Raw genomic sequence first — 20,635 nt, 5'->3', positions numbered from 1 at the left:
TATTCCGAGGGTCCTCGTTTTGGCTGGCCTGTCATGACATCATGATAAGCAAGGGCGTAAACTTTCGTTATTCTCGATGCCAGGGATGCCGATGCAAGACATGTCGGGGAAAAAAGTGAAGGGAGACAAGCCTCGGCGGCGCCTGGCCAGGCGCAGTGTCTTGCCGGTGCTGCTGGCCGAGGTCGCCTTTACCCTGCTTTGTCTCGGCGTGGGTAGCTGGGTCTGGCACAATGACCACGAGCACCGCGTCGAGGCATACCGCCAGGCGCAGTTCGACACGTTCCAGCTTCAGGCACGGCTGCTCGACCAGCGCCTGGCTGATCAACAACAGTACCTTAGGCAGCTGGGGTATGCCACGCGCCGCCTTTTCCACAGAGAGGGGCCACCCGCGGCGGTTGCCTTCGCATTCCCCTTTCCTGGCACGCACTCACCATCACAACCCGAGGCGAATGACGTCTTCAGCCCGTCGGACACCGGAAGTGAGCGTGAAGCCAATGCACTTGCCCGGCAGATTCACCGCCTCGAGCCGTTGATGAGCGACCTTTACCAGAGCGATGCGCTCATCCAGCGTCTCTATGTCGTGCTGCCTCAAGGTGTGGCCGCGGTTCTGCCGGGATCGCAGGGAAATGGTGTTTCTGCCGTGCCCAACCTGGAGACGCATTGGCTGGGTACCGGCGAAGTCCCACCGGGCATGCAACTGCCGTGGCAGGCAGCCAGCGAGGAAGTTTCCCGGCCTGCCATCGAGTTGAATTTCAATATCTTCGGTACCGATCGGCAGGCATTGCTGGGCGTCACGCTGGACAGCGATCGTCTGCTGCGGCTGATGCAGGCCTATGTCAGGGCCAGTCGTGACGTCTGGCTGGTCGATACCCGTGGCATGCCGCTGACAGGCAACGCCACTGCCGAACTGCCTGACGGTGCGGGGCCGCGGGGTATCCGTCCGCTCGACGATGCCCAGCAGGGCGAGGGGCTGTTGGCCTGGGTCACGCTGTCTACCACCGGCTGGCGAATGGTCGGCCGGTTGCCGGCCTTGCCACCTTCCTGGCCAATGTCTTCTCTGGGTTGGGTCGTGCTGTTCTGGGCTGCCGGCAGCCTGATCGTGCTGGCTCTGGTTCAGATGCAGTCGCACTACCGCATGCAGCGCTGGGAGGGCGAGATGCGCGTTCCCATGGCGCGAATGGCGCATATCCGACAGCGACTCGAGGCTGAAATGCCCGCCTGGCTGCCTTCGGCCCAAGAGGCCACATCGCCAGGCGCCCTATTGGGCCATTCGTCGTTGGCGCGACTTGAACACTCGCTGGACTCCCTGGAGCGGGCCTCCCAGCGCCTCGCGGTGCGCCCCCGGTTGCAAGCGCTGATCGATGGCCTCGAGGTGCCCGTCGTATTAAGCCACGAGGGAGTGCTGGTGGCGGTGAATGCTGCCTTCGAACGACTCAATGGCCGGCCACGCGGAGAGTTGCAGGGCATGGCCAGTGAGCTGGTCATTCTGCCTGAAGGCGACGCCGAGAGTGGCCAGCAGGTACGGGTGCGCGATGGCAGTGGGCATTGGCGCCGATTGCGTCTGCTGCGCAGTAGGGATGGGCAGGGGCACGAGTTGCTATTGCTGCTGGATGATTCCGATGCACTTCATCGGCTGCAACAGATGACCATGGCCCGCGACCGGGCGCGCCAGGAATCGCAGTTGAAGACGCGTTACCTGAAGCTGCTGCGCAGCGAACTCGAGGCGTTGGCCACGCAGGTACGGCAGGGTGGTGTCGATGTCGGTAACCCGACCCGTGAGCGCTTCTGGGGGCTCATGGAAATGCTCGATAGCCTCAGCGACTCGCCGCAGGCCGAGTTGCTCAAGGCAGGGGGGCAGCGCAGCGAAACGTCGGTCAAGGCTGTGCCGCCCCGGGTGCTGATCGTCGACGATGGTCCCGTCAACACGGCGCTGGCCCACAATGTCCTCTCGCGCCATGGCCTGAACGTGGATACGGCGGCCAGCGGCGAGGAGGCGCTGGCATTGGCGGGGGAGCATTTCTATGACCTGGTGTTCATGGATATCTTCATGCCGGCGCCCGACGGTATCGAGACCAGCCGGCGCTGGCGCGAGCGCGAATCCCGTGGCGATGGGCGGCGCAGTGTGCTGATTGCCCTGACTGCCAACGTCAGTGATGCCTATCGTGAACAGTTCTTCACCGCCGGCATGGACGATTATCTGGCCAAGCCCTATCGCCCCCAGGCGCTGATCGATATGATCCAGCGCTGGTTGCCCGGAACCTTGCCCAGGCCGACCTGATCGGCGTTTTTCCGTTTCCCGATGTAGTGAGAGAGCCATGCTTGATTACCCGCAAATCGACCCGGTCGCCATAGCCCTGGGGCCGTTCAAGGTGCACTGGTACGGCCTGATGTACGTGATAGGGTTCATCGGCGCCTGGTGGCTGGGACGCAAGCGGGCGCATCGCCTGGGCCTGACCAAGGACGATATCGGCGACATGCTGTTCTATGGCGCATTGGGCGTCGTGCTGGGCGGGCGAATTGGCTACGCGCTATTTTACGGGTTCGACCGCCTGCTGGCCGAGCCGCTATGGATTTTCCAGGTCTGGGATGGCGGGATGAGTTTCCATGGCGGTCTGATCGGCGTGCTGATCGCTGCCTGGCTGTTTGCCCGCAAGCATCGGCTGGCCTTTTTCCAGCTTACTGACTTCATTGCGCCGCTGGTCCCGATTGGCCTGGGGGCCGGTCGCATCGGCAATTTCATCAATGCCGAGCTGCCCGGGCGCGTTGCCGAGGTGCCATGGGCCATGCCGTTTCCGGGCATGGGGCCCGAGCCGCGTCATCCTTCGTCGCTCTATGAATTCCTGCTCGAAGGCGTCGTGCTGTTCGCAATTCTCTGGTTCGTGTCGCGTCGCCCCCGTCACCGTGGTTTGATCTCGGGCCTGTTCCTGGTGCTCTATGGGGTCTTCCGCTTCGCCATCGAGTTCGTGAGAATGCCCGATCCGCAACTGGGGTTCATTGCCTTCGACTGGCTGACCATGGGCATGTTGCTCACCCTGCCGATGATCGCAGCGGGCCTGGCACTGATGGCCTGGTCGCGCAGCCAGCCGGTGGACGGTGCTCGTGCCGAGCCCGAGGCAGCGGCGCAAAAGACAGGGCCGCAAGCCTAGTCGCTGGTGGAAGGGGTCGCTACACTGTGGGTCCACTTGATCGATGTCCGACGAAACCGTGTCCTTGATTTCCTCCGCACCGACGGCTTCCGCAACGGCGACTTCTCGACCCGCGCTGGAACAGCCCTACCTCGACCTGATGCGCCATGTGCTCGAGCATGGCGTGACCAAGCATGACCGTACCGGGGTAGGCACCCGTAGCGTATTCGGCCATCAGATGCGCTTCGACCTGGCGCGCGGGTTTCCTCTGGTCACTACCAAGAAACTGCACCTGCGCTCGATCATTCACGAGTTGCTGTGGTTCCTGCGTGGCGAGACCAACATTGCCTACCTCAAGGAAAACGGGGTGCGCATCTGGGACGAGTGGGCGGACGAAGACGGCGAGCTGGGGCCGGTCTACGGTTACCAGTGGCGTAGCTGGCCGCGACCGGACGGCGGGCATGTTGACCAGATCGCCAACGTCGTCGAACAGATTCGCCACAATCCCGACTCGCGGCGGCTGATCGTCTCGGCCTGGAATCCGGCGCTGATCGAGGACATGGCCCTGCCACCCTGTCATGCGCTATTCCAATTCTATGTTGCCGAGGGGCGGCTGTCCTGCCAGCTCTATCAGCGCAGCGCGGACATTTTCCTGGGCGTGCCGTTCAATATTGCCAGCTATGCTTTGCTGACCCGCATGATCGCCCAAGTCTGCGGGCTGGCGCCGGGCGAGTTCGTGCACACCCTGGGCGATGCCCACCTGTACCTCAATCATCTCGAGCAGGCCGAGCTGCAACTGTCGCGCACCCCGCAGTCGCAGCCCCAATTGCGCCTGAATCCCGAGGTCAAGGATCTGTTTGCCTTCCGCTTCGAGGACATATCCATCGAGGATTACGATCCGCATCCCCACATCAAGGCCGAGGTCGCCGTATGAGCGAACGACAGACGATCGATACCCTGGTGCCGGTGGCCATGGTCGCGGCCATGTCGCGCAATCGCGTGATCGGCGTGGACAACCAGTTACCCTGGTATCTGCCCGAGGATCTCAAGTTCTTCAAGCGCATCACATTGGGCAAGCCGCTGGTCATGGGGCGCAAGACCTTCGAGTCGATTGGGCGGCCCTTGCCGGGGCGTTTGAATATCGTCGTTACCCGCAGCCGCGAATTCCACCACGAGGGCGTGCGTGTCTGTCATGATCTGGCAAGTGCATTGGCGCTGGCCGACCAACAGGCGACGATCGATGGCGCCGAGGAAATTGCCGTAATCGGTGGAGGAGAGATCTTTCGTCAGGCACTGCCGAGTGCCTCACGCCTCTACCTGACCGAAGTCGAGGTGGATATCGCAGGTGATGCCTACTTTCCGGCGTTCGATTCGCAAGCGTGGCAGGAGGTCCAGCGTGTCGTGGGCGAGGAGAGCGGTACCGGCGATTCACAGGGCAGATGCCGTCCCGAGTATGCCTTCGTGGCTTATGAGCGACGCCAGTCATAAGTTCATCCGGGCGGGTTTCAGGGGGAGACCGAGCTTTGATCAACGAACGCACCACCGCGCTATTCGATTTGCTGGAGGCGCAGGCCCGCCTGGGCCTGAGCGAAATTGCCTCGTTACGTCAGCGTGTCGCCACGTTGGAAGCGGAAAACCGGCGCCTGCGCGAGGCTCTGGAATCCCAGCAGGCCTTGGTCTCATCGGTCGAAGAACCGCCAACGCCCGCAGTGCGTGACTATCCGTCACCCCAGCGAGGGGCAGCGGTAGCTACAGGCAGCAGCGATGACGCTAACGTTGTCGAGGCCCAAGCCCAAGCCCAAGCCCAAGCCGAAACCGAAGCGCCTGAACCGCCGGTGTCGGACACCTCCAAGCCCGAGCCACCGGCCGATGCAGCGCCCCAGGCCGAGGAAGAGCTGCCGTCTCCCCAGGCGCTGCTCAACGAATGGTACCGTCGTTACACGAACACCTTCTTCAAGGGGCATACGCGGCCACTCAAGGTCGGTATCCACGAGGACCTGCTGGCGCGTGAGCCCTGGCCAGAGAAATTGGTGCGCCGGGCGCTGGCCTGTTATGTCCACCTGCCGCGTTACCTCAAGGCCGTGAGGCCCGGTATCGAGCGTGTCGATCTGGATGGCCAGCCGGCGGGGACGGTGAATGATGAAGAGGCCCAGCACGCCCGCAAGAAGCTCGACGGTCTTCAGGCCCGCCAGCGTGAGCGCGACAAGGGTCGCAAGGACAAGACAGAAGCCAAGCGTCACGCACGGCTTGATGAAAAATTGAGCGAATTGTTGGCCAAGCATGGTGGCCGACAGTAATCGGTGCGTTCAGTTTGGCATGAAAAACCGGCAATTTTGCCGGTTTTTTTGTGTTAAGTAGCTGATAGCCATGCGCTTTATTTTGCCCGCTGGGGCTGCGTTGGCTGGGCGTTGGTCAGCAAGTGTCTATTAGCGCTTGGCGAGCCCTTGCAACTCAGCCGGTGGCTGCTCATCATGAACGGCGTTCGCATTCGTCATCTTGCTGTCATGAAGGCGGATTACGGTGCGAGCAAGGCGTGGTTGCATCACGATGACCATGGCCTGGCACGCAGGGCAACACTAGCGATAGGGCACTATTCGACTTTCGTGCACAAGGATTAAAAACAGTGTTTTTTTCTTGTTGCGTTCCGAATGGACCCGGTATAAGGTTTCTCCTGCGAGCATTGGACAATAACAAGGCTTCGCTAAGGCAGTCCTTCCTAACTTCTGTCGAGGGCGCCTGGCAAGCCGGCTGCATAACGCAGACAACGATCGAACAGTAAGCTAGTTAAGGAACTATCGCGATGAAAAAGACGCTCTTAGCGACTGCTATTGCCGGTGCCCTGGGTGCCTCCGCCGCTGCTCAGGCCGCGACTGTCTACAACCAGGACGGTACTCAGCTCGACATCTACGGTAACCTCCAGATCGCTTACCGCAGCATCGAAACTGCACAAGATGACGGATCTGTAGAGTCTGAAGATGATATCTTCGACAATGGTTCTACCTTCGGTGTGACTGGTCAGCATATCATCAACCCAGGCCTAACCGGTTACTTCAAGGCTGAGTGGGAATTCAATGCTGACGAGTCGAAAGGTGATGACGCTGAAGACGGCCTGTCACGCAGCGATCAGGCTTACATGGGTTTGAAAGGTAACTTTGGTGACGTTCGCCTGGGTTCCTGGGATGCGCTGATCGATGACTGGGTCCAGGATCCGATCTCCAACAACGAATATTTTGACGTCACTGACAGCAATAGCCTCGTCACTGGCGATGATGGTGTTAATACTCAGAACTCAGACAGTGATCGTGAAGGCGACAAGCTCCAGTATCTGTCACCGTCCTTCAGTGGTTTCCAGTTCGCCGTCGGTACCCAGTACAAGGGCGACGCTGAGGGCGAAAACGTCGATAGCTCCGGTAGCGCTTCCTTCTTCGGTGGTGTGAAGTATGAAGTCGGTGCCTTCTCCGTTGCCGCTGTTTACGACAACCTTGCTATCTACGATGGCGACGTGTCTGGTGCTACCTACTTGGAAGAAGGCGTAGACGGTGAACTCGTTGCAGGTGAGACAGAGTTCGATGCTGGCGACCAGTTTGGTGTGACCTTCCAATACTCCATCGACGCCCTTCTTGTAGCTGCCAAATATGAGCGTTACGAGTCAGGGGACTCTGATCTGTTCGCCGATCAGAATCGCTACGCCCTCGGAGCTCGTTATGGTTACGGCTTCGGTGATGTTTATGGTGCCTACCAATATGTTGACGTAGGTGGCTCCGATTTCGGCGATACCTTCAGCGATGCCGTGAACGATGCGGACCTGCCGACCGATACCAGCGACGAGTCATACAACGAAGTCGTGCTGGGTGCCACCTACAACCTCTCTTCTGCCATGTACACCTACGTTGAAGCTGCCTGGTACGATCGTGATGAAGATGAAGACGACGGTATCTCCGTTGGTGCTGTCTACGCGTTCTAAGCGGACAGAACACCCTTTCACGACTTTCTCGTGATACTGAAGCCGGCCCTTTGGGGCCGGCTTTCTATTGCCTGAAAGTTTCCTACAAAGCTACCTGCCTTCTGCCTTCTGCCTTCTGCCTTCTGCCTTCTGCCTTCTTCCGCTTACCCAGCGTTGAACATTCTGGCCCACCTTGAGCGGCAATCGCCTCCAACCCGGTCATAATTGAACTGTCATTCAATTGTCATCGGACTGTCGTGTTACGCCAGCCATCATTAGCGGCGTTGGGCTGTTAGCCCCACCCGAACATAACCAGAAGAACGAGGAACACTTCCATGTCGTCGATCTCGCGTCGTCGTTTCCTGCAGGGCACCTTGGCTGCAGGGGCTGCCGCCAGCCTGCCAAGTTTTTATATCAACAAGGCGCTGGCGCAGGAGCAGAACCTGCGTATCTATGCCTGGGCGGGGTACTTCACTGACGAAATGCTGGCCGATTTTCGCGACAAGACCGGGATCAACGCGACCTTCACGCCGTATGGCACCAACGACGAATTGATGAACTCGCTGCGTGCCAGCGACGGCAGCGGCTTCGACGTGATCATGCCCACGGTGGACCGTGTACCGGGCTATCTCGACCACGAACTGGTCCAGCCGCTCGACGAGTCGCGCATCAAGTGGGCCGGGTGCCTGGAAAGCGCGATCGAAGGCTCGCGGGTCGGCGGCGTAGTCGATGGCAAGCGTTACTTCGCACCCAGCGACTGGGGCACCGAGGCAATCGCGTTTGATCGCCAGTATGCCGCTATCGATCCTGCCAATCTGAGTTATGGCGACCTTTGGAACCCCGAGAATGGGCAGGGCGTGACCGTGCGTGGCCACTCCGCCCTGGTCGGCATTGGGCTCTGGCTGCAGGCGCAAGGCAAGCTGCCGCGTCCGCTGCTGGAATCCTATCAATCCGAAGTGGCGATGCGCGCCAACTTCGATGTGATTCTCGAGGAAGCGGTCAAGCACAAGGGGCTCATTGCCCAGTACTGGAATACCGAGAACGAAGCCCAGGCCGCGTTCCGCACCAATGGGGCCGTGATAGGCCAGACGTGGGACAGTACCGCGTTCCGCCTGCAGAGCGAGGGCATGGATATCGGCTATGCCGCACCCAAGGAGGGCGCGCTGGCATGGATGGAGGGCTTCGTGATTCCGCGCAATGCCCAGAACGTCGATGCTGTCTACGAACTGATCAACTGGTACTACACGCCCGAGGCGGGTGCCATGTTCGTCAAGTCCACCGGCTACAACTCCACCTCGGTGGGCGCAGAGAAGCTGCTGCCCGAGGCGACGCGGCGTTTCTTCGAGCAATCCTATACCCAGGAGGACCTGGCCAACCTGTGGTGGTGGCCGATCCAGGAGCCTTGGTACGTGGCGCTGCGCAACGAGTATCAGGACCGCTACCTGTCCGCCTAGGACCGACAACGCTTGCCCTGAAAATGGCATAGCGATGCGGACGTTGGCGGACAACGCCGTCTTCGCATCGCTATCCGCCTTGTCTCGGCATCTCGCGATACTGTTGCCCTGACTTTTCGTGACCAATAACAACAGGAACCTGGATGGATAGCAGCGTTACCCTGGATAGGGTCGTCATGCGCTTTGGCGATTTCACGGCTATCGAGCCGACTTCATTGGAGATTCGCTCGGGCGAGTTTTTCAGCTTCCTCGGCCCGTCGGGGTGCGGGAAGACTACACTGCTGAACATCATCAGCGGTTTTCTGACGCCGAGCGAAGGCGATGTGCGCATCGGCGATGCCTCGATGCGTGGCGTGGCGGTGAACCATCGCCCTACGGCGATGATCTTCCAGAACCTGGCGCTGTTCCCGTTGATGAGCGTCTATCAGAACATCGAGTTCGGCTTGGAAGTGCGTGGTGTGGATCGCACTACCCGGCGGCGCAAGGCGGACGAATTGCTTGACCTGGTTGCCTTGGGTGGAAGCGGTGACAAGCCTGTGTCGGCGCTTTCGGGTGGCCAGAAGCAGCGGGTGGCCATCGCCCGGGCCCTGGCCGTGGAGCCGCGTGTGCTGCTGTTGGACGAACCGCTCTCGGCGCTGGATCTCAAGCTGCGCCAGCACATGCGCAACGAACTCAAGGCCATCCAGCGCAAGACCGGCATCACCTTCATTTACATCACCCATGACCAGGGCGAGGCCTTGGCCATGTCGGACCGGGTCGCCGTGATGTCGGCGGGGCGCATCCAGCAGGTGGCCGACCCCGAAACGCTCTATCACCGGCCCAAGACACCGTTCGTGGCGACGTTCGTCGGTGAGAACAATCGTCTGCCCGGGCGAGTGGTGGAATGTCATGCGGGGCTGGCGGTGCTCGAGGTCCCCGGGCTAGGACGGCTCACCGGGCGTTGCGAAAGCGAACTCAGCCCTGGCCAGCCGGCAGCCCTGTTCGTGCGCCCCGAGCATCTTTCCCCAAGCAGTGCCGAGGAGGAAACGGAAGCGCCACGGCTGGAGGTTCGCATCGAGACGGTCAGTTTCGAAGGGGCCTGGCGCATGCTCGAGGCCCGCCTCGTGGCGACAGGCGACACGCTGCGCATCCTGGCCGGGCAAGGCGAGGGCAGCGCCCTGCAACCGGGCCAGACCGCAAGCTTCGGTTATGCCCCGGACAAGGCCATCGTGATGGCCGATGACGGCTCGCCCATGCTCGATGCCGAGACGGGCGAGATACAGGAAGCCGCCACACGCCCCGACAGGGAGAGCCCGCATGTTTCGTCAGCTTAAGGCGCGATTCGGTGCCCCGGTGGCCATGGCCATCGCCGGCATCCTGGGTATCTGGCTGATCCTGATGGTGACGTTACCCCAGTTGCAGATGATCGACTACTCGCTGCGGCCCAGCTTGCTGCCAGCGGAAATCGGCGGGCCCAAGGATGGCTGGACCCTGATCAACTACGTCACCCTGTTCAACAATGACATCCACCTATCGATCTTCTTCAAGACGCTATGGTCGAGCGTACTGGTCACGTCCCTGACGTTGCTGGTCAGTTATCCGCTGGCCTATTACCTGGCCAAGACTGCCACCCCCGGGCAGGCGGCGCTGTGCCTGCTGCTGCTGATCATCCCGTTCTGGATCAACGAGATACTGCGCACCTTCTCATGGTTCATTCTGCTGGCATTCCGCGGGCCCCTCAACGAGATCCTCCTGACCCTGGGGCTGATCGAGCGGCCCATCCGCTTTCTCAATGGCGACACCGGGGTGCTGGTCGGCATGGTCTATGCCTACATCCTGTTCATGGTGTTTCCGCTCTACAACGCCATCGAGAGCCTGGACGGCAACCAGATTCGCGCCGCGCGCGACCTGGGCGCGGGCAGCCTGCGTACCCATTGGCGCATCGTGATTCCGCATGCCAAGCCCGGCATTGCCACGGGCTGCATCATGACCTTCATGCTGGCGGCGGGCAGCTATGCCGTGCCGGCCTTGCTGGGCTCGCCGGGCAGTCGCTGGTTCACGCAGATCATCTACAACTGGTTCTTCGAAGGCGGGGATTGGAACCAGGGGGCTGCTTACGCCTTCCTGCTGCTGATCCTGTGCATCGGTTTCATGGCACTGGTCATGCGCCTGTTCAAGGTGGGCCTGGCGGACATTGCAAAATAAGGAAGCACACATGAGTGCGCAGCGCTTTTTCGACTGGGGTCTGCGGCTGTATATCGGCCTGTTCTTCGTCTACCTGTTCCTGCCGCTGGCGATCATGGCGGTGGCTACCTTCAATGACAGTCGCTTTCCGACCATCACGCCGTGGAACGGGACCACGCTCAAGTGGTTTGCGGAGCTGTGGGCCGATGGCAGGATGTGGGCAGCGCTGGGCAACAGCCTGCTGGTCGCCGGCGGGGTGCTGTGCCTGGCCGTGCCTATCGGCGTGGCCAGTGCGCTGTTCCTGACGACTGTCGAGAGCCGGGCCAAGCCCTTCGTCTACGGCCTCATCCTGTCGCCATTGCTGACACCCGGCGTCATCATCGGCATATCCACACTGATCTTCTGGCGCGAGTTCGGGGTCAGCGGCGGCACTTTCCTCACCGTCCTGGGGCAGGCCACGTTCATCTCGGCCTATGTGATGTTGATGGTCATGGCGCGCTTGCAGCGCTTCGACCGTACCCTGGAGCGAGCGGCGCTGGACTTGGGAGCCACGCCCTGGCAGGCGTTTCGGCGGGTACTGCTGCCGTTTCTCAAGCCGGCCATCCTGTCGGCAGCCGTCATTGCCTTCCTGCAGTCCTTCGAGAATTACAACACCTCGCTGTTCGTGGTCGGCTACGACACCACCCTGACCGTTTACATCGCTTCCAAGGTGCGCACCGGATTGACGCCTGCCGTCAATGCGCTGGGGCTGGTGCTGATTGTCATCACGATCCTGATTGCCGTCGTCTACGAGCTGAAGAGACGTCGCGAACTGAAGCCCAAAGGGGTCTAGTCTGGCGAGAGTCGGGCAGACAGCGTTGAACGTAAGCGCGACTTTAACTGATCGTACAATAGCCAGGCCTATCCTCAGGCTTATATCCTAGGCCTTTCGCTTTTTTGCCTGAGGAAAATCCTTGAAAGGGAGGCTTGCCGCAGGGCTCCAGCGTGTCGGCCGGGTCCTGACGCTGGGTGTCCGCTCGCTGCACAAGCGTTTATTGCTAGGGCTGGCCATCGGCTGGATCGTGGTGATTGCCGCCATTCTGCTGTCGACCTGGGATTCGGGGCAGCGCCTGATCCGGGAAGTCAGCGATGAGCACCTCGAATACGAGGCGAGAATCATCGCTGAGATGATCGAGCGAGAGATTCTGTTGCGCTTCGATTCGCTCGATCGACTGGCGAGCCAGTTACCGGCGACAGGCAGCGCCAGTGCCACACTGCTGCGTACCGCACTCCGTCACAACGATGCGCTGCTGGCCCTGTTCGATGGCCTGGTGGTGGTTGGCAGGGATGGCCGTGTTCTGGCTGACTGGCCCCGGGTTGCCGGTCGCCAGGGGCTGGATGTATCCGACAAGGGATATTTTGCTTTCCAGCGCCAGGTCGGTGGTCCTTATGTCAGCGAGCCCTTCTTCGGCCGGGCCAGCCGAGTGCCCCTGCTCATGCTCAGCGTGCCATTGACGGGTCCTGATGGAGCGTTCGAGGGACTCGTCGGCGGTGTCGTCAACATCCGGCAGGGCAGCTTCTTCGAAAAGCTGCGTCGTATTCGTATCGGCGACCAGGGCTTTGCCGCCTTGACGACTGCCTCCGGCAAGATCCTGGTGCACCCGGACCTGCGCTGGATCCTGGAGGATGCCCCTCCGGCTGAGCAGAACCCTTGGCTGGACCTGGCGCTGGCCGGGTGGCAGGGCAATGCCGTTGGCCCGCTCGCCGATGGACAGATGGCCTTGCAGGCCTACCGCCAGGTCTGGCCGGCCAACTGGGTCGTCAGCGTGATGGTGCCTCGCGAGCAGGCGTTTGCGCCGCTGGAGTGGTTCGTCCGCCACATGTGGCTGGTGGGTACTGTTACCGTCGTGGTCATGCTGGCATTGTTATGGTGGCTCCTGCGCCTGGCCCTGTGGCCGTTGACGCGCCTGGAGCGCCAGATTCATGCCGTGGGGCAAGGCTTGCGCGAACGTGTCGAGTTGCGCACTGGTGCTACCGAACTGAATCAGGTCATGGAGACATTCAACCGTGTCGTCGAGAAACAGCGCCTGACCGAAGGCGAACTGCTCGACCGTCAGGCCTTCCTGGATGCCGTACTGGCGTCTTCGCCGGTGTGCATGTTCATCTACGACCTCGAAGGTCAGTTGCGTTACATCAACCCGGCCATGACGCAACTGACCGGCTATGATCTCAAGGCATATCGTCAGCGCAGTTTCGGCGCGCATGTCCATGCCAGCGACAGGCAGGACGTCAGGGATCATTGGCAGGATACGCTGACTACCGGGCGCGATTTCCAGCGCCAGTATCGTTACCTTACCGCCCGGGGAGAGACGATCTGGGTCGAGGCGCATGCCAGTCTGGTACGCCTGACCGATGGCCGCCCGCTCGGTTTCGTGGGCACGATGAAGGACATCACCCACACGCGCGAGGTGGAAGCCCTGCAGCGCTGGGAGGCAGAGCACGACCCATTGACCGGCCTGCTCAATCGGCGTGGCTTCGAGCGCCGCATGGAAGAGGCACTGGCCGACTGGGTAAAAAGCGGCAAGCCCTCGGCGCTGGTGTTCTTCGACCTGGATCGGTTCAAGCCGATCAACGACGAGGGTGGCCATGCCCTGGGCGATGACATGCTCCAGCGTGTGGCACAGGCAGCCGCCGCCCGAGTACGCAAGAGTGACAACCTTGCTCGCTATGGTGGTGACGAGTTCGCGCTATTGATGCCCGGTTGCGACAGGGAACAGGCCATGACGACGGCGGAAGCCCTGCGCAAGGCCGTCGAGGCGGTCAGTGTCGAGCATCAGGGCAAGGCCTATCGAGTGACGTTGAGCCTCGGCGTGACGTCCTTCCGGCCTGGCGACCAGGATATTGACACGCTCATGCAGCGCGCCGATCAGGCCAGCTATCGGGCCAAGGCCGCCGGGCGCAATCGTGTGACTGCCGACTGAGGCGTTGCGGCATGTGTCGATTGGCTTCTGCGGGTATGGCTTCTATAACTAAGAGTTCGACCGGCCGTGGGGCCGAATGACAGATGCCTGAGTCGGCTCGACCGCATTAACGACTTCATGGAGAGAAGCAATGCAGACCACTAAGCGCAGCAAGTTTCTTTTGATCTCACTGGCCATTCTCGGCGCACTGACACTCTCGGCTTGTGGCGAGGATGAGCCTGTCAATCCCACCCCGGACGAGGAATCATTCCAGGACTCGACGGGGGGAGGGTCCGCCTGATCGTCAACGAGGCCGCTCACAGAGCGGCCTCGTTCGTCAGGTGTCGCTGATTGTTTCAACCGGGTGGCAATGGTGGCTCGGGATACGGTGGGGCTTCTTCCGGTGGCGTGTCCCCGGGCTGGTCTTCCGGTCTAGGGGGTTGCTGTGGCTCCTCATCGGGAGGTTCCGGTGAAGGCGGGTCGTGAAGGGGAGGGTCTTCCGGCGGAGGCTGTTGCTGGGCTAGCGGCATCATGGTTCTCCGGTCGGTTGGTGGCTGGCAATCCCAGCCTCGGCCGTTGTTGTCGAGGCTGGGCGAGTCGTGCCAGAGAGCTACGCTCTGTCTGAAAAATGTCTGCGCTCAACCATACGGCGTTAAAAATCGACTCAAGATGCTCATTTACCCACGTAAACTCCGCTTTTTCGTCAATTTTTGCCTTGTCTGGCTATCGCTCGTCGATTTTTCAGATAGAGCTTAGGACTTTCTGGTCTTTGCCTCGGGCGGCAGCTCCCGGCGCAGTTCGGGGTATTTTTCCAGCAGTTGGGCCACTGCGGTCTGCAGGCTGGACACGCTATACTCGAGCCGGGCACTGGATTGCTTCAGGCGTGCGGTGGCTTCCTGAAGACGTCGGTTAGCTTCCTGCATGCGCTCAATGGGAGTGCGTATATCCAGCGTGCTTGTCGCTGGATCAGTCGGCTTCAGCGCTGCTTCCGGTTCGTTCCTGGCGCCACCCAAGGACGCCATCAGCTTCTCGAAGCTGTGTCCACAAGATACATGTCCCTGTGCCATGGTACACCTCGTCATTCCATGAATAGGTAAGCGTAGCAGTTCCTATGAGTTTAGCCGGCCGCCGCAGGGCTGCGAGGCTATTCTTCTCATTATGTTACGTTAAGTTACTTTAATTCTGGCTGCTGCAATGGTGGTCGAGCATCCCTGGCTAACACGCAAGAGCCCCGCCGAAGCGGGGCTCTTGCAGACTGACATCCCAGATCAAGCGCTACCGTTTATGCGGACTCGACCTTGGTGTCGTCCTTGCTGGCTTCCAACTGATGTACTTGTGTCGAAGCGCTAGCGTCGGAGCCGATCGGAATCTGGCGGGGCTTGGCCGCCTCCGGGATGACGCGCAGCAAGTGGATGGTCAACAGGCCATTCTCGAGCCTGGCGCCATGCACCTCGATATGATCCTCCAGGCGGTAGGAAAGCTTGAAGGAACGCTGGGCGATACCTTGGTGCATGTAGCCGATCGTCTTGCCTTCCTCGGTAGTGTTTGGCTTGGCACCGGAGACGCTGAGCACGCCGCCTTCTACGCTGATACTCAGATCCTGCTCGGTGAAGCCGGCCACGGCCAGGACAATGCGATATTCGTTTTCGCCATGCTTTTCGATGTTGTACGGAGGATAACTGGTGGTGGCGTCCCCCTCGAAAGCCCGCTCGAACAAGTCGTTGAACCGATCGAATCCGATGGAATGACGAAACAGCGGTGCCAGAGAGAATGATGCGGTAGTCATGACAAGTACTCCCTAATGTCTAGCGAAGTCGGACTCTTGCGCAGCGGGACCCGCTTGGCAGCATCCCTGGCTAGAGTCTTGCCGGTTGGCAAAACATAAAATAGGGTCGATTACAACCGGTTCAAGAGGGAGCAAGAAATTTTTTGTCTCGACATGAATGCCCCGGTCATTGACCGGGGCAGGGGAATCACCGGGGCGGGGTGTGATCGTGGCGACTCGTGGTCTGCTTGCGACTCTGGTGCTTGTGCCACAAGCGCTTTGCCGTACGCTTGACCTTGTCCTGATTCTCCGGCTTGCGCAGCCAGTTGGCGACTGCCATTCCTATGAACTTCCTCATGTTACCTCCCTGTCTGGGATCAGACACAGCGTCATCCATTCAGTTATGGAGGCTGGTACACAGCGAGTCAATGGTGGATTTGGTTACGAAACGCAATGCCGGGCCTTGCCCACCGTAGTCCCGGCGACAAGCGTCCCTGCGCCGCCGGCGTGTTGTCAGCGCTTAATCGCCGCCTAGTCGCACGTCGCTTCCGGCATACCTGCCATTCGGGTAGTTACTCTCAAGTGGTTGTTGCGCATCGATCCGGAGCGTCACATCGGTTGGTGTCGCGCCGTACAGGGATTCGATCTCTTCGAATGCCGCCAGCATATGCTTGTCGATAATCGCTGCCATGGCCTCCTTGGTGGCCCGGTAGCCGTCAATGGTCTTGTCGATGCCGGCATTCGGCCTTTCCTCGGGCTGTGCCGGCTCCTGCTCCTGCCTGGTAGAGGCTTCGCCTTCGTAGGTTTCGGCGCTGGCCCCCACATAGGCCTGCAGGGAGTCGATAAGTTCATCGATGACTTGCTTGTCGCCTTGTCTTGCTCGGGCAGCCAGTGCACCGGCCCGGGCCAGATTCCTGATCAATCTGTCGAAATCGCTCATGCTGATCTCCCGTCGTTGCCAAGGTCAGACAACACAGTGTAATGGCAGAAGGTCTTTCTGGCTCAACGCTCGTTGCAATAGCCCGATGTGTTCAGGATGACTGGCTTCGACGAGGCCCACCGTGATGTCTCACAAAAGACGTCAGCGATCTCCTACAAACGCCATATACATGGATTACTGCAATGAATGCTATGAGCTGCCATCCTTAGTGTCATTGGGCAGGAAGCCCTAGCAAGGAAGACGAGCACATGGATGGCTCATGCGCCAAGGATGCACGGGCAGGATGCCTGTGAAGGAAGCAAGGATACGCAGCGCTATGCAGCTCGACCCTTGTGGTCGGGCTGTTTTTTTGGTTTGCCGGAGCGAGGGCACGCAACGAGAAGTAACGGATTATTTCTCCATGAACGTTACCTGCCTTGCCGTACCGGTGAGTGACGCCTCGAATGACTCGTGCCTGTCTTTGGGTTTCGTCTGATTAGCCGCGTCACGTGATTATGCCCTGCTCTGTGCAGGGCTTTTTCATGAAGGATTGCGAGAAGAACGTGCCTAACGGCTCGTGCACCACTGCATGTAGGTGCCGTGAGTATCGGGCCTGCCCTGGCGTTGCCGAACCTGGATATCCAACATCTCTTCCCTGTACCACAGTGCCACATCCCTGCAGTACTGTTGCTGCTGGGGAGTCAACTGGTCAGGGTTGACGGGCAGCGGCTGTTTCTCGGGGAAGGTAAGCGCCGTGGTGCTGGCGGCAATGGCGATGCCGCACGTGGTGACGAGCGCAAACGATTTATGCATCGGCGATCCCTGCGTGCAATGTTTATTTATGTTTCATAAATGTATCTTATGCACACAGTATTTTACAAGGGCAAGCCTCTCCCTTGGGCTGGCTGGCAAGTGACACCGTTACCGGCACGATGAGCCCGGTCTGCGACCGGGCCACTGGCAACGAGGCCTAGCCTGTACGCCACTCGCCGAAGTCGGCGCCAATGTCACTCATACGCTGTCGGGCAAGTTCCAGCTTGGACAGGAATACTTCCTTGTCCGTAAAGATGTCCTTGTGCAGGTCATTCACATCCACGAGGTGACCATTGACATCAACTGCGACCTTGAGCAGGTCTCCATCGTCGACTTCCTTCGTTTTGCATTCGTAGGGGGCGAAAGCCTCCTCAGCGATACGTGCAGCCTCATCAATGGTCAGTTTTTCAGTCATCGATACTCTCCATGTCAGAACCTGGACGCACATCCGTAGCGTCCCGCTCCTCCAACGTAGGGCATCGTACCCCCGACTGCCAAGTAACGACGGCTCGCTTACCAAACATGGTGGCTATTCACGGTGCGAGGCGGAATCAGCGGAGCCAGATGCAAGCGCCTTGTGGCATGGATAGAAAGCGTCTCAGCAATGCTTGACCTATTGACATGGTGGGGCGGGCTTGGATAAATAGCGCTTCAATCCCAACCGTGAGTCCCCATGGTCCTTTTAGCGGCCTTCGTTATCCTGTCTATTGGTTTCTCCTTCTTGTGCTCGGTCCTCGAAGCGGCCTTGCTTTCCTTGACTCCCAGCTATATCGCCCAGCTCAAGGACAACCGCCCCAAGCTGCATGAGGCGCTTGCCAACTTGAAGTCCAACATCGATCGGCCTCTGGCCGCGATACTGACCCTGAACACCATTGCCCATACGGTCGGCGCTACCGGTGTCGGTGCCCAGGTCTCGGTGCTGTTTGGAGAAACGTACATAGCGGTGGCGTCCGCCGTCATGACGCTGCTGATTCTGGTGATGTCAGAGATCATCCCCAAGACCATCGGCGCAACCTACTGGCGAAGCCTGGCGCCGCTACTGCCGTCGGTGTTGCGCTTCATGATCGGGGCGCTGCTGCCTTTCATCTGGCTGTCGGAACTGATCACCAACCGCATCGGCAAGTCGGAACACGATGTGGACATGCGTGGTGAAATCAAGGCACTGGCGCAGATCGGCCTGGAAGAGAAAGCCCTGGACAGCGACGAGGCGCGAACGATCACCAATATCCTCAACCTGCATGAGATTCACGTCAGAAACGCGATGACGCCACGTACCGTCTGCAATACCGTTGAGCCGTCCATGACCGTGGCGGAGTTCGACGCGCAGTATGGACGATCGCCACATACACGCTTCCCGGTCATGGATGCTGGCGAGCAAGCCTTCGGGTACGTTCACAAGGCAGACACTTATCATGCCGACGACGACAAGACCATGAAGGCGCTGATGCATCCCATCGCGTCGGTCAGGGACACGGACAGCGTCGAGCACGTGTTTACCGCCATGCTCAGGGATCGTGGCCACATTCGGGTGGTCTACGACGACCACGGTACCTGGGTTGGCTTGATCACGCTGGAGGATGTGATCGAGACCATCCTTGGGCAGGACATTGTCGACGAGACTGACAATGTTCAGAATCTGAGGCGTTATGCCAAGCAGCGCTGGCTGAAACGTCTGAAGCGAGAAGAAAAAGCGTCTCCTCGCCAGACAAGTGAGTGAATGCTGCTTTTCGACAAGGCAGGGCCGTCGCTAGGCCTTGCCTTCTCTTTGTGGACAAGCGAACCAGCTCGATAAGGACGTTATGCATAAACGAATCAAAGCGGCTCTACTTCCTGCGTTTGCCAGCCTGGGGCTGGTCAGTTTTGGTGCCCAGGCCGACGGGGCGCCGCACGCTCTAGGATGGATCGAGAAGGCCACGATCGAACCGTGGGGCACCGAGGTGAAAGCCAAGCTGGATACTGGGGCTCTGACCTCGTCCATGCATGCCGAGAACATCGAACAGTACGAAAATGATGGTGAAACGTGGGTCCGGTTCACGGTAGAGGTCGAGGACGAGGCCAGTGGCGATGTCGTGGAGCAGCGCTTCGAAAGGCCATTGTATCGGGACCTCACCGTGCGTGGAGCAGGCGGCAAGGAAGACCGTCCTGTCGTGCTCATGAAGCTCTGTATCGGCCAGACCATCTACGAAGAGCAGTTCAGCCTGGAAGATCGTGACGACATGCTTTATCCCGTGCTGCTTGGACGTCGTACGATCCAGGACCTGGGCCCTGTGGATGTCACCGAGACGTTCACACGCGATCCCGAGTGCAGTGAGGACGCGACAGTGCATGCCTATGATCAGAAAACGTACGACGACGATATCGGGGACTGATATCTGAGGCACGGGGCAGGCTGCGCTTGGTGAAGCGTTCGCCTGGCTTTGAACAGCCATGCTGCATCTACTGTGCCTTCCTTGGGGCCTTCCGGCTTCCCCGGGTCGATTCGGGAGCCTTTCTCTCCCTATCGGCTTTCGTATTGCCATGCTTGAGCAAGGCGCTTCCAGACAATGCTGCCCCGACAACCGCCACGCACTAGGCCAGAGCGGTCTTGCTGACCAGGACCATGCCGAAGGCGATCAGCACCAACAGGACCACTTGGCGGAATGTGGCGGCATTCATCCTTTGGCGTACGATGCCGCCGACTCTTGTGCCGGCATAAACCGGTACCAACCCCAGCAACGAGATCCAGACCGACTCGGCCGTCATGAGGCCGAGCTTTGCCAGGCCCAGCGCCATGATGACGCTCGACAGGCTGAAAGAGATATTGATCGCCTGAATGAACCGCTGGGGATCGAGTCGGAGCGCGAGCAGGAATGGCAGTACCGGCATCACTTGCGATCCGGTCATGCCATTGATCAGCCCCGTAAGAAAGCCTGAGACCGGCGCAAGCCTCCGGCCCAGGGCATCCGACATAGGTTGACCTGGGCGAAGCAGCGTGAATGCCCCGTAGCCGATCAGGACGACCCCAAGTGTCGCCCCGGCAATGAGGCTGTCGATAACATCAAGTATGGCGAGACCCAGCAACAAGCCGGGAATGGTGGCGAGAAACATGGGCCAGAAGCGCCGAATCGTCTCGCTGAAGTGTCCTGCCTGCTTCATTACGATGGCATTGCTGACCAGCGAGGGAATGATGACGAGCGGCATAGCGGCTTTCAGCCCCAAGCCCAGCGCGAGGATGGGCAGCGCGGAAGTCGAGAACCCCAAGCCGGTCGCCCCTTTGACAAAGGCAGCCACGAAATAGGCACAGGCAATGATGACAAGTGTCTCGACACTCACAGGGCGACCATACGCGACAAGGGAACGAGTAAGAGTGTGCGATGGCTTTCACGGTCTGGCAATTTTCCCCGACCGCACATCCAACCTTCAAGTGCGATACCAGCAGTAGCGGAAAAGTGCCTCGGGCTCGGCTTTCAATGCGCGGGGTTCATGCCTGGCCTGAGCTGCGTCGAGTGTGGGGGCGGTTATGAGAGCGAATCGG

General features: G+C 59.9%; 21 protein-coding genes. 14 read left to right on the top strand and 7 right to left on the bottom strand.

From position 1 onward, the window contains the following. The first annotated feature begins 100 nt into the window (after positions 1–100). From BM194_RS01605 to BM194_RS20570, 12 genes are all read left to right on the top strand, one after another. Positions 101–2,278: a response regulator gene (locus tag BM194_RS01605; RefSeq protein WP_177223309.1), complete on the top strand. Its 2,178-nt coding sequence runs from the start codon at positions 101–103 to the stop codon at positions 2,276–2,278. 37 nt (positions 2,279–2,315) lie between these two features. Next, a complete protein-coding gene (lgt, locus tag BM194_RS01600; protein ID WP_092842907.1) occupies positions 2,316–3,146 on the top strand; it encodes a prolipoprotein diacylglyceryl transferase in 831 nt (276 codons plus the stop codon). Between the two features lie 139 nt (positions 3,147–3,285). Continuing rightward, positions 3,286–4,059, top strand: coding sequence for a thymidylate synthase (locus BM194_RS01595; RefSeq protein ID WP_244890844.1), 774 nt, complete (start codon positions 3,286–3,288; stop codon positions 4,057–4,059). Next, the gene (locus BM194_RS01590; protein WP_092842904.1) at positions 4,056–4,613 is read left to right on the top strand and encodes a dihydrofolate reductase; all 558 of its coding nucleotides are present in this window, start codon (positions 4,056–4,058) and stop codon (positions 4,611–4,613) included. Before BM194_RS01595 ends, BM194_RS01590 begins: the two co-directional genes overlap by 4 nt. Before the next feature lie 35 nt (positions 4,614–4,648). Further along, positions 4,649–5,422, top strand: coding sequence for a ProQ/FINO family protein (locus BM194_RS01585; RefSeq protein WP_244890841.1), 774 nt, complete (start codon positions 4,649–4,651; stop codon positions 5,420–5,422). 503 nt (positions 5,423–5,925) lie between these two features. Further along, complete coding sequence (locus BM194_RS01580) at positions 5,926–7,089, top strand: porin (RefSeq protein WP_092842902.1); 1,164 nt, start codon at positions 5,926–5,928, stop codon at positions 7,087–7,089. A 314-nt stretch (positions 7,090–7,403) separates the two neighbouring features. Next, a complete protein-coding gene (locus BM194_RS01575; RefSeq protein WP_092842900.1) occupies positions 7,404–8,522 on the top strand; it encodes a substrate-binding domain-containing protein in 1,119 nt (372 codons plus the stop codon). A 143-nt stretch (positions 8,523–8,665) separates the two neighbouring features. Next, positions 8,666–9,835 carry an ABC transporter ATP-binding protein gene (locus BM194_RS01570; protein WP_092842898.1) on the top strand — a complete coding sequence of 390 codons (1,170 nt, stop codon included), beginning with the start codon at positions 8,666–8,668 and terminating at the stop codon, positions 9,833–9,835. After that, positions 9,819–10,706 carry an ABC transporter permease gene (locus BM194_RS01565; protein ID WP_092842896.1) on the top strand — a complete coding sequence of 296 codons (888 nt, stop codon included), beginning with the start codon at positions 9,819–9,821 and terminating at the stop codon, positions 10,704–10,706. The genes BM194_RS01570 and BM194_RS01565 overlap by 17 nt, the downstream gene beginning before the upstream one ends. Before the next feature lie 10 nt (positions 10,707–10,716). Then, entirely contained in the window at positions 10,717–11,517 is an 801-nt protein-coding gene (locus BM194_RS01560; protein ID WP_092842894.1) for an ABC transporter permease, read from the top strand. A 121-nt stretch (positions 11,518–11,638) separates the two neighbouring features. After that, the gene (locus BM194_RS01555; RefSeq protein ID WP_092842892.1) at positions 11,639–13,645 is read left to right on the top strand and encodes a sensor domain-containing diguanylate cyclase; all 2,007 of its coding nucleotides are present in this window, start codon (positions 11,639–11,641) and stop codon (positions 13,643–13,645) included. 130 nt (positions 13,646–13,775) lie between these two features. After that, entirely contained in the window at positions 13,776–13,925 is a 150-nt protein-coding gene (locus BM194_RS20570) for a hypothetical protein (protein ID WP_177223308.1), read from the top strand. A 451-nt stretch (positions 13,926–14,376) separates the two neighbouring features. Here BM194_RS20570 and BM194_RS01550 read toward each other — a convergent pair whose 3' ends face one another. From BM194_RS01550 to BM194_RS01530, 6 genes are all read right to left on the bottom strand, one after another. Further along, entirely contained in the window at positions 14,377–14,691 is a 315-nt protein-coding gene (locus tag BM194_RS01550; RefSeq protein WP_092842890.1) for a hypothetical protein, read from the bottom strand. 215 nt (positions 14,692–14,906) lie between these two features. Beyond that, the gene (locus BM194_RS01545; RefSeq protein ID WP_092842888.1) at positions 14,907–15,410 is read right to left on the bottom strand and encodes an Hsp20 family protein; all 504 of its coding nucleotides are present in this window, start codon (positions 15,408–15,410) and stop codon (positions 14,907–14,909) included. A gap of 187 nt (positions 15,411–15,597) precedes the next feature. Further along, positions 15,598–15,747, bottom strand: a complete 150-nt coding sequence (locus BM194_RS20565) for a hypothetical protein (protein WP_166670955.1) — start codon at positions 15,745–15,747, stop codon at positions 15,598–15,600. A gap of 162 nt (positions 15,748–15,909) precedes the next feature. Further along, positions 15,910–16,329 carry a hypothetical protein gene (locus tag BM194_RS01540; protein ID WP_092842886.1) on the bottom strand — a complete coding sequence of 140 codons (420 nt, stop codon included), beginning with the start codon at positions 16,327–16,329 and terminating at the stop codon, positions 15,910–15,912. A gap of 546 nt (positions 16,330–16,875) precedes the next feature. Further along, complete coding sequence (locus BM194_RS01535; RefSeq protein ID WP_092842884.1) at positions 16,876–17,121, bottom strand: hypothetical protein; 246 nt, start codon at positions 17,119–17,121, stop codon at positions 16,876–16,878. A 157-nt stretch (positions 17,122–17,278) separates the two neighbouring features. Continuing rightward, positions 17,279–17,536 (bottom strand): hypothetical protein, encoded by a 258-nt coding sequence (locus tag BM194_RS01530; protein WP_092842882.1) that lies wholly within the window; start codon positions 17,534–17,536, stop codon positions 17,279–17,281. 258 nt (positions 17,537–17,794) lie between these two features. Here BM194_RS01530 and BM194_RS01525 point away from each other — a divergent pair, with 258 nt between their 5' ends. Together BM194_RS01525 and rloA3 are read left to right on the top strand one after the other, a co-directional pair. Beyond that, positions 17,795–18,838, top strand: a complete 1,044-nt coding sequence (locus BM194_RS01525) for a CNNM domain-containing protein (protein ID WP_092842880.1) — start codon at positions 17,795–17,797, stop codon at positions 18,836–18,838. Positions 18,839–18,920: 82 nt separating this feature from the next. Then, positions 18,921–19,490 carry a retropepsin-like aspartic peptidase RloA3 gene (gene rloA3, locus BM194_RS01520; protein WP_092842878.1) on the top strand — a complete coding sequence of 190 codons (570 nt, stop codon included), beginning with the start codon at positions 18,921–18,923 and terminating at the stop codon, positions 19,488–19,490. A 199-nt stretch (positions 19,491–19,689) separates the two neighbouring features. Here rloA3 and BM194_RS01515 read toward each other — a convergent pair whose 3' ends face one another. Beyond that, a complete protein-coding gene (locus tag BM194_RS01515; protein WP_092842875.1) occupies positions 19,690–20,433 on the bottom strand; it encodes a sulfite exporter TauE/SafE family protein in 744 nt (247 codons plus the stop codon). Between the last annotated feature and the right edge of the window lie 202 nt (positions 20,434–20,635).

This window comes from Modicisalibacter xianhensis, from assembly GCF_900113605.1.
In the GTDB taxonomy this organism is placed as follows: Bacteria; Pseudomonadota; Gammaproteobacteria; order Pseudomonadales; family Halomonadaceae; genus Modicisalibacter; species Modicisalibacter xianhensis.
Note: the sequence above shows the minus strand (reverse complement) of the source record. Positions and strands in the feature narration are given on the sequence as shown.

Bases quoted from the DNA above. Each gene is read 5' to 3' on its own strand.
- BM194_RS01595 (WP_244890844.1), top strand. From the start codon at position 3,286: ATGCGCCATGTGCTCGAGCATGGCGTGACCAAGCATGACCGTACCGGG.
- BM194_RS01530 (WP_092842882.1), bottom strand. From the start codon at position 17,536: ATGACTGAAAAACTGACCATTGATGAGGCTGCACGTATCGCTGAGGAG.
- lgt (WP_092842907.1), top strand. From the start codon at position 2,316: ATGCTTGATTACCCGCAAATCGACCCGGTCGCCATAGCCCTGGGGCCG.
- BM194_RS01540 (WP_092842886.1), bottom strand. From the start codon at position 16,329: ATGAGCGATTTCGACAGATTGATCAGGAATCTGGCCCGGGCCGGTGCA.
- BM194_RS01560 (WP_092842894.1), top strand. From the start codon at position 10,717: ATGAGTGCGCAGCGCTTTTTCGACTGGGGTCTGCGGCTGTATATCGGC.
- BM194_RS01550 (WP_092842890.1), bottom strand. From the start codon at position 14,691: ATGGCACAGGGACATGTATCTTGTGGACACAGCTTCGAGAAGCTGATG.
- BM194_RS01575 (WP_092842900.1), top strand. From the start codon at position 7,404: ATGTCGTCGATCTCGCGTCGTCGTTTCCTGCAGGGCACCTTGGCTGCA.
- BM194_RS01545 (WP_092842888.1), bottom strand. From the start codon at position 15,410: ATGACTACCGCATCATTCTCTCTGGCACCGCTGTTTCGTCATTCCATC.
- BM194_RS20570 (WP_177223308.1), top strand. From the start codon at position 13,776: ATGCAGACCACTAAGCGCAGCAAGTTTCTTTTGATCTCACTGGCCATT.
- rloA3 (WP_092842878.1), top strand. From the start codon at position 18,921: ATGCATAAACGAATCAAAGCGGCTCTACTTCCTGCGTTTGCCAGCCTG.
- BM194_RS01605 (WP_177223309.1), top strand. From the start codon at position 101: ATGTCGGGGAAAAAAGTGAAGGGAGACAAGCCTCGGCGGCGCCTGGCC.
- BM194_RS01590 (WP_092842904.1), top strand. From the start codon at position 4,056: ATGAGCGAACGACAGACGATCGATACCCTGGTGCCGGTGGCCATGGTC.
- BM194_RS20565 (WP_166670955.1), bottom strand. From the start codon at position 15,747: ATGAGGAAGTTCATAGGAATGGCAGTCGCCAACTGGCTGCGCAAGCCG.
- BM194_RS01525 (WP_092842880.1), top strand. From the start codon at position 17,795: ATGGTCCTTTTAGCGGCCTTCGTTATCCTGTCTATTGGTTTCTCCTTC.
- BM194_RS01565 (WP_092842896.1), top strand. From the start codon at position 9,819: ATGTTTCGTCAGCTTAAGGCGCGATTCGGTGCCCCGGTGGCCATGGCC.
- BM194_RS01580 (WP_092842902.1), top strand. From the start codon at position 5,926: ATGAAAAAGACGCTCTTAGCGACTGCTATTGCCGGTGCCCTGGGTGCC.
- BM194_RS01570 (WP_092842898.1), top strand. From the start codon at position 8,666: ATGGATAGCAGCGTTACCCTGGATAGGGTCGTCATGCGCTTTGGCGAT.
- BM194_RS01535 (WP_092842884.1), bottom strand. From the start codon at position 17,121: ATGCATAAATCGTTTGCGCTCGTCACCACGTGCGGCATCGCCATTGCC.